Consider the following 15,446-nt stretch of genomic DNA (forward strand, 5'->3'; position numbering starts at 1 on the left):
CCGGACGGCGTCACCCCATCTCGACTCGCGGATCAAGGTAGCCGTACGCGACGTCTTGGACGACGTTGCCGATCACGCCGACCCCGATCACGACGACGGTCCCGCCGAGGAGCACGGGGAGGTCGCGGTCGGCGACCGCCCGGAGGAGCAGCAGGCCGAAGCCGTCGATACCGAACAGCACCTCGACCACGAAGGTCGCGAGGACGAGGAGCCCGAGCGCCTCGGTGAACAGCATCGAGAAGAACGGGATCGCGGCGTTCCGCAGGACGTGCGCCGCGACGCGATAGCCCGAACCGCCCTTGGCCCTGACCAGCGAGACGAACTCAGCCGCGGCGTACTCGCGGGAATGGGCCCGCGAGTAGCTGACGTACCCGCCGAGGAGCGCGCTGAACGTCAGTCCGATCGGCAGCAGGTGATCGAAGACGACCGGCGAACGGGGCAGTCGCCCGTCGAGCGTGAGCGACAGGATCATCCCGCCGAGCCAGAACCCGGGGACCGCGAAGAGCAGGTACGCCGCACCCACGCCGCCCGACCCGACGCGACGCTCCGGATACAGCGCGGTGAACACCCCCAGCGAGACCCCGCAGACCACGGCCAAGACGAGCGCGGGGGCGACGTAGGCGGCCGTCCGGGCGGCCGCGTTCATCACGAGCGGGAACACCGGTTCGCCGGTGGAGAGCGAACTGCCCCAGTCGAGCGTGGCCATGTTGCCGAGCCAGTCGACGTACGCGTCGGTCAGCGGCCTGTCGAGCCCCCGCGCCGCGAAGTACTCGGCCCTGATCGCCGCGAGCGCCTCGGGGTCGTTCTCGCCGGCGAACCGGGCGGCCCCGATCCGCCCGGACAGCACCCAGTCCTCGGTGAGCGTGAACAGCGCGAACACCGTCGTGAGGACGGCCCAGGAGGTCACGAGCCCCATCGTCGCCCGCTTCGCGAGAATCCGCAGCGGGTTCATCGGGCCTCGTCGGAGCGGGGAGTCCGCGCCGCTGCGCGGCCGGTTGTCTTACTGGGCGGCGCCGATCCGGCGTTCGGGGGCGATCCGCGGCTCGAGATCAGTTCGGAGGACACGCGTGCCAGCATCGCGATCCGGGAGCTATTAAATCACGGGCGTTCCCCGCCGGCCGGCTCCGGGCGACGGGCGATGCTCGCCGGCGCGTCGCGGACAGGTCAGGTGGATTTAACCGGCACCCGTCGATACTACGGCCACCCTCCGCATGCCGCCGACAGAAGACGGTCCCCGCTTCGAAGACCTCGATTGGGACGAGATCCAGCGCTCGCGCCGAAACGTCACGGCCGAGCGGGCGACGCTGGCGATCGGCGTCGCACTCCTCGGCCTGGGTCGCGCGTATCAGGAGTGGTCGGCGGGCCTCTCTCCCGTCGGCGACTGGCGTCTCGCCGCGATCGACTGGGTGTTCCTGCTCGCCGGGACGGTCGTCGCGGCGTACGGCGTCGTCCCGCTCGCGAAGCGGCTTCGCCGGCGACCGGTTTCGCTCCGGGCGTTCGCTCGGCGGCGGCCCGCCGTCGCGCTTTCGGGCGCGTTCGTCGTCGGACTCGTCGCCGTCGGCGCGGTCGGCCCGGTCTTGCTCGAATCGCCCCCGCTCCGGTTCCAGCACGCCTTCCACCCGCCGGTTGGGTTCGCCAGCACCGTCCCGCCACAGGAGTGCCTCGGCGTCGAGACCGGCGGCCCGTTCGACCGCGTCTGCCACGGCACGTGGGAGTATCCGCTCGGCACGAACGAGCGCGGCCACCCGCTCGGCTACCTCCTGATCGCGGGCGCCCGGACAGCAGCGTACGTGACCGTCATCTCGGCAGCGTTCGTCGTCCCGCTGGCCATGGCGGTCGGCGTCGTCGCGGGGCTCCGCGGCGGCGCCGTCGACGACCTACTGTCGTCGTACGTCGACGTCCAGCTGTGTATCCCGGCGCTGCTGTTGTACTTCGTCGGCTACGCCTCCTACGGCCCCTCGCTGCTGCTGCTGCTCGCCACGTTCGGACTGCTCAGTTGGGGCGGGATCGCTCGGCTGGTCCGCAGCGAGGTGATTCAGCGGCGCGAGGAGGGATACGTCCTCGTGGCTCGGAGCCTCGGGGCGTCGGGCGCATACGTCGCCCGGCGACACCTCCTCCCCAACAGCACGAACACGCTCGTCCCGGCGGCGTTCCAGCTGCTCGCGCTGTTCGTGCTCATCGAGGCCGGCGTCGCATTCCTCGGGTTCCACGAAGTGGGAACGTACTCGTGGGGGTCGACGATCAGCGAGTCGATCAACGCGGCGGTCGCCGGGCAGTTACAGGAGCGCGCCGACCACCCCGCCTACCGGATCTGGTGGGTGTCGTCGCTCCCGGCCGCCGCGCTGACAGCGACGCTCGTCGCGTTCAAGACGCTGGGCGACGGCGTGCGGGACGCCCTCGACCCCAAGGGTGATCGGCCGTGAGCGACGGGTCGACCGGGGACGACGAGCCGCCGATCCTCTCCGTGCGCGACCTCCGGACGCGGATCCGGACCGACGACGGGTGGCTCCACGCGGTCGACGGGGTGAGCTTCGACGTCGGCCGCGGCGAGACGGTGTGTCTCGTCGGCGAGTCGGGCAGCGGCAAGAGCGTCACCTGCGAGTCGCTCACCGGTCTCGTCCCGCGGCCGCCGGCGGAGGTGTCCGCCGACGCGGTCGAGTTCGACGGCGAGCCCATCGCCGGCCGCTCGGAGGCGGAACTGCGTTCCGTCCGGGGGAGCCGGATCGCCCACGTGTTCCAGAACCCGCAGAGCGCGCTCGACCCGGTGTACACCGTCGGGCGACAGGTGACGGAGCCGATCCGGATCCACGAGGACGTGAGCCGGTCGGCGGCGCGGGACCGGGCCGTCGACCTGCTGCGCCGGGTCGGGATCCCGCGCGCGGACGAACGCCTCGACGGTTACCCACACGAGTTCTCGGGCGGGATGCAACAACGGATCGCCATCGCGATCGCGCTCGCCGGGGATCCGGACCTGCTGATCGCCGACGAACCGACGACCGCGGTGGACGTCACCGTCCAGGCGCGGCTGCTCGACCTGTTCCGGTCGATCGTCGGCGACGGGACGAGCGCGCTGCTCGTCACCCACGACCTGCGAGTCGTCGCCGCCGCGGCCGACCGCGTGTTGGTCATGTACGGCGGGACGATCGTCGAGCGCGGCCCCGTGGAGGCGGTGTTCGACGCCCCCTCGCACCCGTACACGCAAGCGCTGTTCGACAGCTACGGGGGGACCGGCGGCCCGTCGATCGCGGACCGAAGCGCTCGCGGAGACCTCCCGACCGACGGCTGCCGGTTCCGCGCGGAGTGCCCGCACGCGGTCGACGAGTGCGCGGGCGGGGCGCAGCCGGCGTTCCACGCGGTGGACGCGTCGGCGGCCCACGCGGCGTCGTGCGTTCACTACGGACCGAACGGGGATCCGGCCCCGATCCGCGAGAACGCGACGTCGCCGACGGACGGCCGAGACCCGGGAGAGGCAGAGTGCGGCTCCACGGGTCCGCCCGCGGGGCCGACCGCGAACGCGGAGGGCGAGCGGCGATGAGCGAGGCGCCGATCTGCTCGGTCCGCGGCCTGGAGAAGCACTACCCGATCACCAGCGGACTGCTCCGCCGCGAGGTCGGCCGAGTCCGCGCCGTCGACGGGGTGAGCTTCGACATCGAGCGCGGCGAGGCCCTCGGGATCGTCGGCGAGTCGGGGAGCGGGAAGACGACCACGGCTCACACAGTCTTGGGGCTCGAGGAGCCGACGGCCGGGCAGGTGTGTTTCGACGGAGAGCCGGTCGCGGAGCTGACCGGCAGCGAGCGACGGTCGTTCCGGCGACGCGCGCAACTGGTCGTTCAGGACCCCAACGACGCCCTCGACCCGCGGATGACGGTCGGGGAAGCGGTGGCCGAACCCCTGCGCATCCACGGCCTCGACGACGCCGACCGGCGGCGCGCGGTCGTCGCGGACGTCCTCGAACGGGTCGGGCTCTCGCGGGACGACGTGGAGCGGTACCCGCACGAGTTCTCTGGCGGCGAGAAGCAGCGGATCTCGATCGCGCGGGCGCTCGTCGTCAGCCCCGACCTGATTGTCGCCGACGAGCCGACGAGCGCGCTCGACGCACGCGTCCGCGCCGAGATACTCGACCTGCTGGATCGGATCCGCCGCGAGTTCGACGTCGCCCTCCTGTTCGTCAGCCACGACCTCGACGTCGTCCGGCGGAGCTGCGACCGGGTCGCGGTCATGTACCTCGGCGAGATAGTCGAACGGGGAGCGACCGGGGACGTGTTGGCCGACCCGGCGCACCCGTACACGCGGGTACTGCTCTCGTCTGTCCCCTCGCTCGACCCGACGGACCGGGAGCTCGGCCGACCGCTGACCGACACGGTCCCGGACCCGAGCGACCCCCCGGCGGGCTGTCGGTTCCACCCCCGGTGTCCGGACGTGATCCCGCCGGACGACCTGTCGGTGTCGACGGAGACCTGGCGGGCGATCGCGCGGTTCAGGTTCTCGCTTCGCGCGGGGGAGCTTCCCGAAGAAGCGGTCGGAGCCGAGACCGGAGCGGCCCGGGACGGAGAGCGCCGCACGGCGACGCAGGTCCGGCGGGCCGTCGGGCTGGAGGAGGAGCTCGCGGACCCCGACGCGGAGCAGGCCGTCGGCGACGCGGCCGCGAGCCTCGCCGCGGGCGACGCGGCCGCCGCGGCCGAGACGCTGGCCGCGGCGTTCACCAGCGTCTGCGAACGAGAGACGCCGGCGGCCGTCGACAGACCGGACGGCGAAGAGAGGGACGGGGCGGCGACGGGGGCCGTCAGCTGTCTCCGACACGGTCGAGACGGCGGCGCGGAACCGGTCGAGTCCACCGGTGTCGACGAGAGGCGGTGAAACGAGTTCGAGGCGACGGTCGGCTGGACGAGGAGAGCGTCGGCCTCTCGGCCGAGAGAGCGCGGCGAGTTATGGGACGATCCGAACCGTCGTCTCGTCGGTCAGGCCGCGTTCCTCGGCGTCCGTCGCGTTGATCGTGACGCCGATTGTGTGGGTCCCGGCCGCCGCGGGCTCCCACTCGCTCTCCGAGACCCTGAACAGCTGGTCCCACCGCTTCCGAAACTCCTTCCGCTCGCCGCGGTCGAACGACAGCCGTCCCTCCTCGTCCGGCGGGTCCCGGATGGGGACCTCGGCCGCCTCGACGTTGCCGTCGACGGTCCACCGCCAGAGGAGCGGGGAGCGGGTCGGGATCGACATCGGGACCGGCAGGCGGTTGCGGAGCGTCACGCGGAACGGGACGGGCTCGCCGGCCTCGTACTCGTCGTCCGGCGTCTCCACGCCGACCGACACCGGGAGGTGGCGGAACCGTCGCGGGATCAGGACGTCGCTCAGCGTCGACGACGGGACCGATCGCAGCGCTTGGAGCTTGGTCTTCCGCTCCTTCTCCGACGGGGCGTGCGCTTCCTCGTCGTCGCGATGGAGGGCGTTCGACTCGTAGATCCGGCGCATTAGGCGTACAACGAGGAGCGAAGGATAAAGCGTTACGTCACGAGTGAACCGTCTGCGCGTCGCCGCGTGCGGGACTTCGCGCCGGAACCGGACCGTCGGCGCGTCGGAGCCGAGCGAGCCCGGACGGTCGCCGACTACGCCGCGTTACCAAACAGCTCCCGCTCGGAGTCGAACCGCTCGTCGAACCGGAGACAGGAGATGTGATGATCCTCGCCCGCCTCGTAGGCGTCCGGCTCGTGCGTCGAGCAGGGCGAGGTGAACGCGTCGTCCAGCGTCGTCGCCGCCGCGGCGAGGTCCTCGTCGCGGAGCAGGTCGATCGCCTCCGACACCGCGGCCTCCGCGTCGGCGTCCGACAGGCTCTCCGGGAGGTCGAACTCGGTCCGGACCATCCGGCCGAACTCCTCACGTGACGCGTCCGTCGGGTCGAGCCGCGACCCGCCCTCGGTCTCGATCTCCGCCGTGACCGATCCCACCGAGTCCGACTCTCCCGTCCGGAGCTTCAGGTCCATGATCGACCGCCACGTCTCCTGCGGGAGGTCGTAGTCGGCGTCGCGGATCACCTTCGGACACCGAGTGTGGAACCGACAGCCGGACGGCGGGTTCAGCGGGGAGGGGACGGTGCCGGACAAGAAGATCTGCTCGCCCTCCCAGAGCGGGTCCGGCTCGGGGATCGCGGAGAGGAGCGCCTCCGAGTACGGGTGGTACGGCGGCTGGAACACCTCCTCCGTCGGAGCGATCTCGGCCACCTCGCCGAGGTACATGACCGCGATCCGGTCGGAGATGTGCTCGACGACGCTGAGGTCGTGCGCGATGAACACGTACGAGAGGCCGAACTCCTCTTGGAGGTTCTCCATGAGGTTGAGGATCTGCGCCTGGACGCTCACGTCGAGCGCCGACACGGGCTCGTCGCAGACGATCACCTCGGGGTCGACGGCGAGTGCGCGCGCGATCCCGATCCGCTGTCGCTGGCCGCCAGAGAACTCGTGCGGGTAGCGGTTCGCGTGGCTCGGGTTCAGCCCGACCGTCTCGAGCAGCTCGTAGATGCGCTCCTGCCGCTCCTCGCCCGACGCGATGTCGTGGATGTCGAGCGGCTCCCCGATGATGTCGCCGACAGTCAAACGGGGGTTGAGGCTGGAGAACGGGTCCTGGAAGATGTACTGGATGTCCTTCCGAAGGTTCCGGAGGTCCGAGCTGGACAGGTCCGTGATGTCTTCGCCCTTGTAGTAGACGGAGCCGCCCGTGGGCTCGATCAGCCGGAGCATGCTCCGGCCGAGCGTGGTCTTCCCGCACCCGGACTCGCCGACGACGCCGAGCGTCTCGCCCTCGTGGAGTTCGAGGTCGACGCCGTCGACCGCCTTCACCCACTGCGACCGACCGAGGAGCGTGTCGATGAACCCGCCGGTCGAGTCGTAGTACTTCTCTAACCCCTCGACCCGGAGGATCGGCTCGGCGCTACTCATCGCGATCACCCTCGACGTACTGCGCCGCGGCGCCGTCCGCCGGGCCGGTCGTCTCGACGGAGTACGTGAGCCCCTGCGAGAGCCCCTCGGTGTACTCCAGACAGGCGGCGGAGTGCTCGGTGTCGAGCGTGGCCTCCTCGCCCGTCTCGACGTCGGTGAGCGACGGCTCCGTCCGCGTACACTTCTCCTCGGCGAACGGACAGCGCGGGTGGAAGCTACACCCCGACGGGAGCTCGACGAGGTCGGGCATCACCCCGGGGATCGTCTGGAGCCGCTCCCGCTTGTCGTTCACGCGGGGGATCGAACTCATGAGTCCGACCGTGTACGGGTGTTTGGGGTCGTAGTAGAGCTCCTCGACTGGCGCCTTCTCAACCGGCTTCCCGGCGTACATCACCATGACGCGGTCACAGACCTCGGCGATGACGCCGAGGTCGTGGGTGATGAGCTGGATCGACGTGTCGAACTCGTCGGCCAGCTCCGTGAGCTCGTCGAGGATCTGCGCCTCGATCGTCACGTCGAGCGCGGTTGTCGGCTCGTCGGCGACGATCAGGTCGGGGTCACACGACAGCGCCATCGCGATGATCGCCCGCTGTTGCATCCCGCCGGAGAACTCGTGCGGGTAGTCGGAGAACCGCTCTTCGGCCTCCGGGATGCCGACGCGGTCGAGCAGCTGGATGGTTCGCGCCTTCGCCTCCTCGCTGGAGTAGTCCATGTGGTGCTCGATCGCCTCCGCGATCTGCCCGCCGACGGTGTAGACTGGGTTGAGCGCCGTCTGCGCGTCTTGGAAGATCATCGAGATCTCGTTGCCGCGGATCGAGCGGATCTCCGACTCGGACATCTCCAGCAGGTTCTCGCCCTTGAACAGGATCTCCCCGCTCTCGATCTGTCCGGGGCTCTCGATCAGTCGCAGCACCGAGAGGGCGGTCACGCTCTTGCCCGCGCCGCTCTCGCCGACCACGCCGAACTTCTCGCCCCGCTCGATGCGGTACGAGAGGTCGTCGACGGCGGTCACCACGCCCTCCTGCGTGTAGAAGCGGACGGTGAGGTCCTTCACTTCAAGCAGGGACATCAGTCCTCACCCCCGCGACCGACACCCGTCTGCTGTGCGTCCAGTGCGTCGTTGATACCGTCGCCGATCATGTTCATTGACATCACGAAGATGAAGATGGCCGCACCGGGGTAGACGGTCGCCCACCACGGGATCTGTCCGCCCGGCCCTTGGATGAGCGTCGACCGGGTGGCGTTCAGCATCGTCCCCCATTCGGCAGAGCTGGGGTCTAACCCGAGCCCGAGGAAGCCGAGCGCCGCGACGCCGATGACGACGCTGCCGATCCGCAGCGAGGCAAGGACGATGAGCGGCGGCATCGCGTTGGGCGCGATGTGTCTGAACACGACCGAGCGGTCGCGCGCGCCGAGCGCCTTCGCCGCCAGCACGTACTCGTTCTCCTTGATCTTCAGCACCTCCCCGCGCACGAGGCGGCCGTACCCCGCCCAGCCGAAGAGGCTGAAGGCCAAGACGAGCTGCCAGTACCCGCCGCCGAGGATGGCGACGATGATGAGCGCCAGGATGAGGCCGGGGAACGCGAAGATCGTGTCGACGATCCGCATCATCAGCTCGTCGACGTTCCCGCCGTAGTACCCGGAGATGGAGCCGTAGATCAGGCCGAACGACGCGGTGAGCCCGACGACGATGAAGCCGATCGAGAGGCTGTACCGGCCGCCGACGAGGAGCCGCGAGAACAGGTCGCGGCCGGAGCCGTCGACGCCCATCGGGTACTGCCACGACGGTGGGTCGTACACGTTCACGCTCGAGTCGACTCCGAGGTAGAGGATCGTCGTGGGGTCGTACGGGGCCAGCGAGAACGGCTGGACGACCACGCCGAACATCTCGACGGGACGCGCGAAGAACGACGCCAGCGCCATCACGGCGACGATGACGAGCGCGCCCATCGCGGAGCGGTTCCGCTTGAACTTGCGGAACCCGCGCCGCCACCGGCCGACCGTTTCGCCGCTCGATTCGTCGGTCCAGTCGGAGATCTGGTCCCGGTTTCGGACGCGGTCCGAGTCGAAGCCGGAGACCTGGATCCGACCGCGGTCCTCGTGTATGTTCCTGTCAGTCATATCGGATCCTCGGATCGAGCGCCGCGTACACGATGTCAGCGACGAGGTTCGCGAGAATGACGAAGAACCCGGTGAACAGGGTGATCGCCATGACGACGTTGATCTCGCGTTGGTTGATCGCGTCGATGAACTCCCGCCCGAGCCCCGGCCAGTTGAACACGACTTCCACGACAACCGAACCGGCCACGATGGACGCCGTGAGCGTCGCCGCGAGCGTGACGACCGAGATTAGGGAGTTCCGCAGGACGTGTTTGAGAATCACCGTCCGTTCGGGGAGCCCCTTCGCGCGGGCGGCGGTGACGTACTCCTTGTTCAGTTCCTCCGTCATCGAGGTCCGCATCACGCGCATGATGCTCGCCGCGGACGCGGTCCCGATGGTAACTCCCGGGAGGGTCAGGTACCACAGCATCTCCGGGGAGAGCAGCGACTGCCGCGACGGCGCGAGCACCGGGAACAACCCCAAGTACAGCGAGAAGATCAGGATCAGCATGAGCCCGAGCCAGAAGTTCGGGATCGAGATCCCGGACAGCGCGAGGAAGCGGCTGATCGTGTCTCCGAGCCTGTCTTTGTTGATCGCCGCGTAGATCCCAGCCGGAATGGCGATGACGAGCGCGAACGCCCACCCGAAGAGCCCGAGCGCGATCGTCTCCGGGAGCCGGCTCCAGATGATGTCGGACACTTCGCGGCCCGTCTGGAGCTCCAGCCCGAAGTCGCCCACGAGCACGTTCGAGATCCAGTCGAGGTACTGCTGCCACACCGGGCCGGAGAGTCCCCACCGCTCGCGGAGCGCGGCCTCCTCGGCCGCGGTCACGTCGGGGTTCAGTGCGACGAGCTGGGTGACCGGGTCACCGGGGGTCAGGTGGAACATCCCGAACGTGATCACCGATACCCCGAACATGATCGGGATTATCGACAGCGTTCGCTTCAGGATGAAACGTTGGAGGCTCATCGTTGCGTGATTGCCGTGGGGGGTTCAGTTGTCAGTAAGTGGAACAGAGTCATTTGTTGTGTCGAAACGGGGTGTCCGCGGAGCGCCTCAGTTGTCCGCGGCGACTTGTTCGAGCAGCTCCTCAGCGCGCTCGATGTCGTACTCGTTCATCGGCTTGAGATCCTCTTCGAGCGCTTCGGCGTCGACGGTCCCGCTCCCCTGTGCCAGCTGCGGGATGGGGGTCCACGCCGGACGGCCGTAGCCGCTGAAGACGTTCTCGACGATCCGCTCGCGCGGGATCAGGTGGTTGATCGCCTGGCGGACCCGGGCGTCGTCGAACGGCGCGACGTTGACCGGGTACTGGATGTACTCGTAGCCGCCGGTCTCGACGCTGTAGACGAGGAACTCTTCGGAGGAGTCGAAGTCGTCGAGCGTCGACGTGTTGAGCCCGTACGTGGAGTCGATCTCCCCGTTCTGGAGCGCACCCGAGCGGGTGGAGTTGTCGGGGACGATCTCGACTTCGAAGCCGTCAATGACGGGGCCGTCCGGGAACTCGTCGGAGCCGTCGAACCAGCTGAACGCCTCGCTGACGCCCTTCTGCTCGGTCCAGTAGTTGTCGAACTTCGTGACCTCGTAGTACTGGGCGTCCTCGAACTCGGAGAACTCGTAGGGGCCCGTACCGACGGGGACGTTACCCTCGCGCGGGTCGATGTTGCCCTTCTCGACCGCCTCGATCTGCGAGGCGTTGAGGATGAGCAGTCCGGGGAGCTCGCGCTCGGCCTCGGCGTCGGGGACTTGCGCGTACAGGTCGACCGTGTACTCGTCGACCTTGACCGCGGTCAGCAGCGAGTCGAACGTCTGCGGGGCCAGCACGGAGTTCTCGACGTACTCGTACGTCGCGATAACGTCGTCCGCGGTGAGCTCGTCACCGTTGTGGAACTCGACGCCCTCCTGGAGGTTGTACCGGTACTGCATGCCGAAGGTGCCGTCCTCGGCCGCCTCGGTGGCGTCCTCGGGGAGCAGCACGCGGACCTCGTCGTCCTCGGCAGGACTGTCCTCGGGGTGCTGGATGATGACCTGCTCGTCCGTGTCGATGGCACCCTCTTCGGTCGTGCCGACGGTCGACATGTAGTCCGCGTACGCCGTCCGCTCGATGCTGTTCGTGTTGAGCAGCTCGTAGCTCTCGGCGAGCCACGGGTAGACGTTCCCCTGCGTGTCGCTGGTGGTCAGCCCCTCGAAGAGGAAGTTCTGCGCCAGCGTCGACGTCGTGTCACTGCTGTGCGGCGGGTCGAACGACTCGATGTTCGCGCCGACCGCGAGCGAGAGCGTGCCGCCGTCGCTGAGGTCCGAGAGGTCGGAGTCGCCCGCGACGTTGTCGCGGTCGACCCACATGATCTGCTCGTCCTGCGGGGCGAACATGTTGTAGCTGTACATTCCCTCTTGGAAGGGCCACATCTCGAATCCGTGGAGGTCCGTGTTCGAGACGGAGGTCTCAAGGTTGAAGTGGGTGATCGAGCTGTACCGCTCCTCGGCGAGGTAGTTCCAGACCTCGTCGTACCGCTCCGCGCGCAGCGAGGCGTCCTCGGCGACGTCGACGCCGTACCGGGCGGAGTCCATCAGCTCGTCGAGCTCGGAGTCGGAGATGCCGTTGAGGTTACAACACGCGCCGATGTTGCTTGAGTGGTGGAGAGCGTTACAGAAGCTCCCGGGGTTGAACGTCCCGGAAAGACCGATACAGGGGACGAACCCCTTGTTCTGGTACTCAGGGTCGAGCACGCGGCCGACGTACGTGTTCCACTCGTACGTCTCGACGGTCGTGTTGAAATACCCGGTCTGCTCCATCGACTCGGCGATCAGCTCGACCATCTGGAGCCGGTCGCTGTTGTCCGCGTTGACCTCGAGCTGAACGTCGAGGGGGAAGAGCTCGCTCCCGTCACCGCCGTCGCCGCCGTCGGAACCGTCGCCGCCGTCACCGCCCGACTGGCCGCCGCACCCGGCCAGGCTGGCCGCCCCGGCCGCTCCGATGGTGGCGATGACGTTTCGGCGATTTATCTGTCGATTACTGTCCGATGAGTTGTGCCGGCTTGGCATACAACATGCTACAACTGATTGTTGTAATATGTTGCGATACGTCGGTGAACGGCGTGAGGGGCACATAATTGGATAAGTTCAATTTATTCTCCAATTATGGTTTTGAAGTACAATCTTTTGTACTCACAGAGTGAAAATAAAACATGAACAATAATTACGGATTGAAATAATATTTACGATCTGAAATGAGAGCGGTGCGGTCACGAGCGTGACGCCACCTGATTTCTGTCTGACGCGGGTGGTGTGTGGCGATGTCGGGTTCGGGGGGAGCGAAGACGGCCGTACTGGCAGGCGCCCCGTCGTGCGGTTCGAGACGGCCGATGTGAGAGTTCCCCACACAACACAGCTTCGAAACGTCGAACTGAGGCTACTGAGTGCTCAGGTTTGGCCGAATTCGACGGATATGACGGGTATATGGTACGGTGTCTGAAGCTTTTTGTATGCTCGTCCATAGCATGTGGTATGTTACGTCGCGGCATGGAAGATCGCAACGATTCCCGGCACGTCGGCCGGCGACAGTGGCTCTCCGCACTCGGCCTCGCGGGCGCGGTGACGCTGGCCGGCTGTTCCGGAAACGGCGGCGACGGCTCCGACGGAACGGACGGCGGCGACGGCGGTGGCGGCGAGGGCGGCGAAGTCGAGGTTCCCGACTTCCCCCGGTTCGGGGTCGGCGACCTCTACGGACCGGAGGTCGCCCGCAACCTGGCGCGGGAGGCGTTCGAGGAGTCGGAATACGACTACGGCTTCGACGGGGACACCATGATCAACCCCGAAGGAGACCAAGTCGAGATCGACATCTATCACAGCGCCGCCTCAGAGACCAACAAGCTCCTCGCGGAGTTCATCGCACAGGAGCTCGAGAACAACCTCGGGGCCAGCGTCACTCCGGAAGCGATCGACGGGACTCGGTTCAGTAACGAGTACTACTCAGGCGAGCCCCAGGGCGGGACGGATACGGTTAACGGCGAAGAGGTGGAGTGGTCGAACCCCGGACCGCGGAATCCGGGACCGCGCTCGGTCACGAGCAACGAGGCGTGGGACATGTCGGTCAACTTCGGGCTGAACACGTACCCGCTCAACCCCCTCACGAACCAGACGTTCTTCGACGGGGCGAACGCAAACTTCAACCCGGTCGGCTACTACCCGCAGTTCGACGTCGAGTCTCTGTTTGAGCAGGCGAGGCAGGCGACGAGTCGGGACGAGATCCGGCAGGCGTTCGTGGACATCTTCGCGAACCTCGCGCGCGAACAGCCCTACATCATGCTCACGCTGGGCGACGATCTCATCGGGTACAACCCCGACCTTACCGGTCCGATCGAGAACTTCTCGAACGGCTGGAACCTTCCGGCGTGGCACATCGACGACCCCAGCGTGTCGGGCTCGTACGACACGGTCACGGGAGCCAGTTTCAACACGCTGAATCCGCTGTACAACAACGAGTCCGGGGCCGGAACGGCCATCGAGCGCGCGATTGACCCTGGCTACACATTCGACGAGGATCAGGAGTACTTCCCGCTGCTGTACGACATGTCCACGGAGGACGGCAAGGTGTGGACGTTCGAACTCCGCGATAACCTCCAGTTCAGCGAGCCGTACGGGCAGGTCACCGCCGAAGACTTCGTCTATCAGATCCAGGAGGTCCAGCAGGCCGATTGGGCGAACACCGCCGATTCGGACAGCTGGGAGGGCGTCGAGGTCGAGCAGACCGGCGAACTCGAATTCGAGGCGACGCTGGAAACGTCGAACGTGCTGTGGCCCCAGACGTACGACCCGTACCTCTACCCGATTCCGCGCGACCTCCTCGAACCGTACGTGGAGGAGGAGGACGTCGAGGGGCTCCAGCAGGACGAGGAGCTGCTCGAACTCCAGTTCACCGGGAACCTCGGCGCGTTCGAGCTCACCGAGTGGAACCGCGGCTCGGGTACCGAGTACGTCCGCAACGACGAGTACTACCTCCGTGACATCGACGAGGGGCCCGACCTGTTCTCCGAGGGGCCGCTGTTCGAGGAGGCGTCGATCAGCGTCGTCAAGGAGCAGGCGTCCCGTCTCGGTGCCTTGGAGACCGGCGAGGCCGACTCCGCCGCGATCCCGCCCGAGCAGTACGAGTCGTACAGCGAAGACGATAACGTGACGGTCCGACAGGTTCCCACGCCGTACAACACGATCATCTCCGTGAACCAGCGCGCGAACGGGTGGAACACCGGTCCGGGAAACATGTTCCAGCTCGTTCCGTTCCGTCAGGCGATGGCGGCGGCGATCGGGAAAGAGGAGCTGATCCAAGGGGTCTACCGCGGACTCGCCTCCTCTCACTTCACCTGGCAGCCCCGCTGGTCCGAGTTCTACCCGTCGACGGACGAGTAAGATCGAGCCACCCCGTTCTCACCCTATCGACTTACACATCACATGGGATTTGGAAGGTACGTCACCGCTCGGGTTCTCTGGGCAGCAGTTGTATCGCTCATCATCGTTACGGTCACGTTCCTGCTGCTCTCGGCCGCGCCGAACCCGGCCGTCCAGCGGGCGGCGACGCAGGCGGCGCTCCAAGGCGGCGATCCGACGGAGGCGGCCGAGCGGGTACGCGAGCTACGCGGGCTCGACCAGCCGCTCTACGTCCGGTACTTCGACTTCATCCGGAACGTGTACACGCTCGAGTGGGGCTGGTCCGTGAGCCGCAGTCAGCCGGTGATGGAAGCCGTCACGCAGGCGCTGTACTACACCGCGCAGTACTCGATCCCCTGGACGATCCTCACGGTCATCTTGGGGCCGCTCGTCGGCGTCTACTCGGCCGCGAACATGTACAGCTGGAAGGACCACGCGGCCACCGGGTTCGCGTTCTTCGGCTACGCCATCCCGAACTTCTTCTTCGGGATCATTCTGCTGCTGATCTTCGGCGTGTGGCTGGAGTGGATCCCGATCACCTACAAGACGGGCGTCCCAGTGTTCAGCATACAGAACGCGATCCAGTTGGCGATCCCGGTGTTCGTGTTGGTCACCGGGTCGATCGGCGCTGTGATGCGCGTCTCGCGGAACGAGTCCGCGGAGTTCCAGAACGCCGACTTCATGAAGACCGCGAAAGCGAAGGGGGTCTCACCCCTCCGCGCGTACGCGTACCACGTCATGCGGCCGACGCTCGTCCCGCTCTCGACGACGCTCGTCGGGCAGCTCCTCGCGCTGTTCCTCGGCGCGTCGCTGCTCGTCGAGGTCGTGTTCTCGATCCCGGGGCTCGGACGGATGACATACGAGGCGCTGCTCGCACAGGACACGAACCTCGTGTTGGGGACGACGCTGTTCTTCACTTTCGTCGCCGTCATCGGGAACCTGATCGAGGACCTCGTGTTCACCGTACTCGACCCGCGGATCAGCTACGATGACAGGTAACA

Annotated in this window: 12 protein-coding genes; 5 read left to right on the top strand and 7 right to left on the bottom strand. The window is 67.3% G+C overall.

The features are described 5' to 3' along the window. Positions 1 to 10: 10 nt before the first annotated feature. Positions 11 to 952: an ABC transporter permease gene (locus ABNG04_RS12815; RefSeq protein ID WP_371162798.1), complete on the bottom strand. Its 942-nt coding sequence runs from the start codon at positions 950 to 952 to the stop codon at positions 11 to 13. A gap of 259 nt (positions 953 to 1,211) precedes the next feature. Here ABNG04_RS12815 and ABNG04_RS12820 point away from each other — a divergent pair, with 259 nt between their 5' ends. Genes ABNG04_RS12820 through ABNG04_RS12830 form a run of 3 tightly spaced genes read left to right on the top strand, consistent with a single transcriptional unit; the run spans position 1,212 to position 4,857 of the window. Beyond that, positions 1,212 to 2,423, top strand: a complete 1,212-nt coding sequence (locus ABNG04_RS12820) for an ABC transporter permease (protein ID WP_371162799.1) — start codon at positions 1,212 to 1,214, stop codon at positions 2,421 to 2,423. After that, positions 2,420 to 3,535 carry an ABC transporter ATP-binding protein gene (locus ABNG04_RS12825; protein ID WP_371162800.1) on the top strand — a complete coding sequence of 372 codons (1,116 nt, stop codon included), beginning with the start codon at positions 2,420 to 2,422 and terminating at the stop codon, positions 3,533 to 3,535. Before ABNG04_RS12820 ends, ABNG04_RS12825 begins: the two co-directional genes overlap by 4 nt. Then, positions 3,532 to 4,857 (top strand): ABC transporter ATP-binding protein, encoded by a 1,326-nt coding sequence (locus ABNG04_RS12830; RefSeq protein ID WP_371162801.1) that lies wholly within the window; start codon positions 3,532 to 3,534, stop codon positions 4,855 to 4,857. Before ABNG04_RS12825 ends, ABNG04_RS12830 begins: the two co-directional genes overlap by 4 nt. Before the next feature lie 69 nt (positions 4,858 to 4,926). Here the strand turns inward: ABNG04_RS12830 and ABNG04_RS12835 are convergent, their stop codons facing one another. The 6 genes from ABNG04_RS12835 to ABNG04_RS12860 form a co-directional block, all read right to left on the bottom strand. Continuing rightward, positions 4,927 to 5,466, bottom strand: a complete 540-nt coding sequence (locus tag ABNG04_RS12835) for a DUF7974 family protein (RefSeq protein WP_371162802.1) — start codon at positions 5,464 to 5,466, stop codon at positions 4,927 to 4,929. A gap of 134 nt (positions 5,467 to 5,600) precedes the next feature. Continuing rightward, complete coding sequence (locus ABNG04_RS12840) at positions 5,601 to 6,926, bottom strand: ABC transporter ATP-binding protein (protein WP_371162803.1); 1,326 nt, start codon at positions 6,924 to 6,926, stop codon at positions 5,601 to 5,603. Next, positions 6,919 to 7,995 (bottom strand): ABC transporter ATP-binding protein, encoded by a 1,077-nt coding sequence (locus ABNG04_RS12845; RefSeq protein ID WP_371162804.1) that lies wholly within the window; start codon positions 7,993 to 7,995, stop codon positions 6,919 to 6,921. The genes ABNG04_RS12840 and ABNG04_RS12845 overlap by 8 nt, the downstream gene beginning before the upstream one ends. Then, complete coding sequence (locus ABNG04_RS12850; protein WP_371162805.1) at positions 7,995 to 9,047, bottom strand: ABC transporter permease; 1,053 nt, start codon at positions 9,045 to 9,047, stop codon at positions 7,995 to 7,997. The genes ABNG04_RS12845 and ABNG04_RS12850 overlap by 1 nt, the downstream gene beginning before the upstream one ends. Beyond that, a complete protein-coding gene (locus tag ABNG04_RS12855) occupies positions 9,040 to 9,996 on the bottom strand; it encodes an ABC transporter permease (RefSeq protein WP_371162806.1) in 957 nt (318 codons plus the stop codon). Before ABNG04_RS12855 ends, ABNG04_RS12850 begins: the two co-directional genes overlap by 8 nt. 87 nt (positions 9,997 to 10,083) lie before the next feature. Further along, positions 10,084 to 11,841 (bottom strand): ABC transporter substrate-binding protein, encoded by a 1,758-nt coding sequence (locus ABNG04_RS12860; protein ID WP_371162909.1) that lies wholly within the window; start codon positions 11,839 to 11,841, stop codon positions 10,084 to 10,086. A 687-nt stretch (positions 11,842 to 12,528) separates the two neighbouring features. Between ABNG04_RS12860 and ABNG04_RS12865 the strand changes: the two genes are divergently transcribed. Together ABNG04_RS12865 and ABNG04_RS12870 are read left to right on the top strand one after the other, a co-directional pair. Further along, a complete protein-coding gene (locus tag ABNG04_RS12865; RefSeq protein WP_371162807.1) occupies positions 12,529 to 14,427 on the top strand; it encodes an ABC transporter substrate-binding protein in 1,899 nt (632 codons plus the stop codon). Positions 14,428 to 14,469: 42 nt separating this feature from the next. Next, a complete protein-coding gene (locus tag ABNG04_RS12870) occupies positions 14,470 to 15,444 on the top strand; it encodes an ABC transporter permease (RefSeq protein WP_371162808.1) in 975 nt (324 codons plus the stop codon). Positions 15,445 to 15,446 lie beyond the last annotated feature (2 nt).

The sequence above is a fragment of the Halorubrum miltondacostae genome, assembly GCF_041379815.1.
In the GTDB taxonomy this organism is placed as follows: Archaea; Halobacteriota; Halobacteria; order Halobacteriales; family Haloferacaceae; genus Halorubrum; species Halorubrum miltondacostae.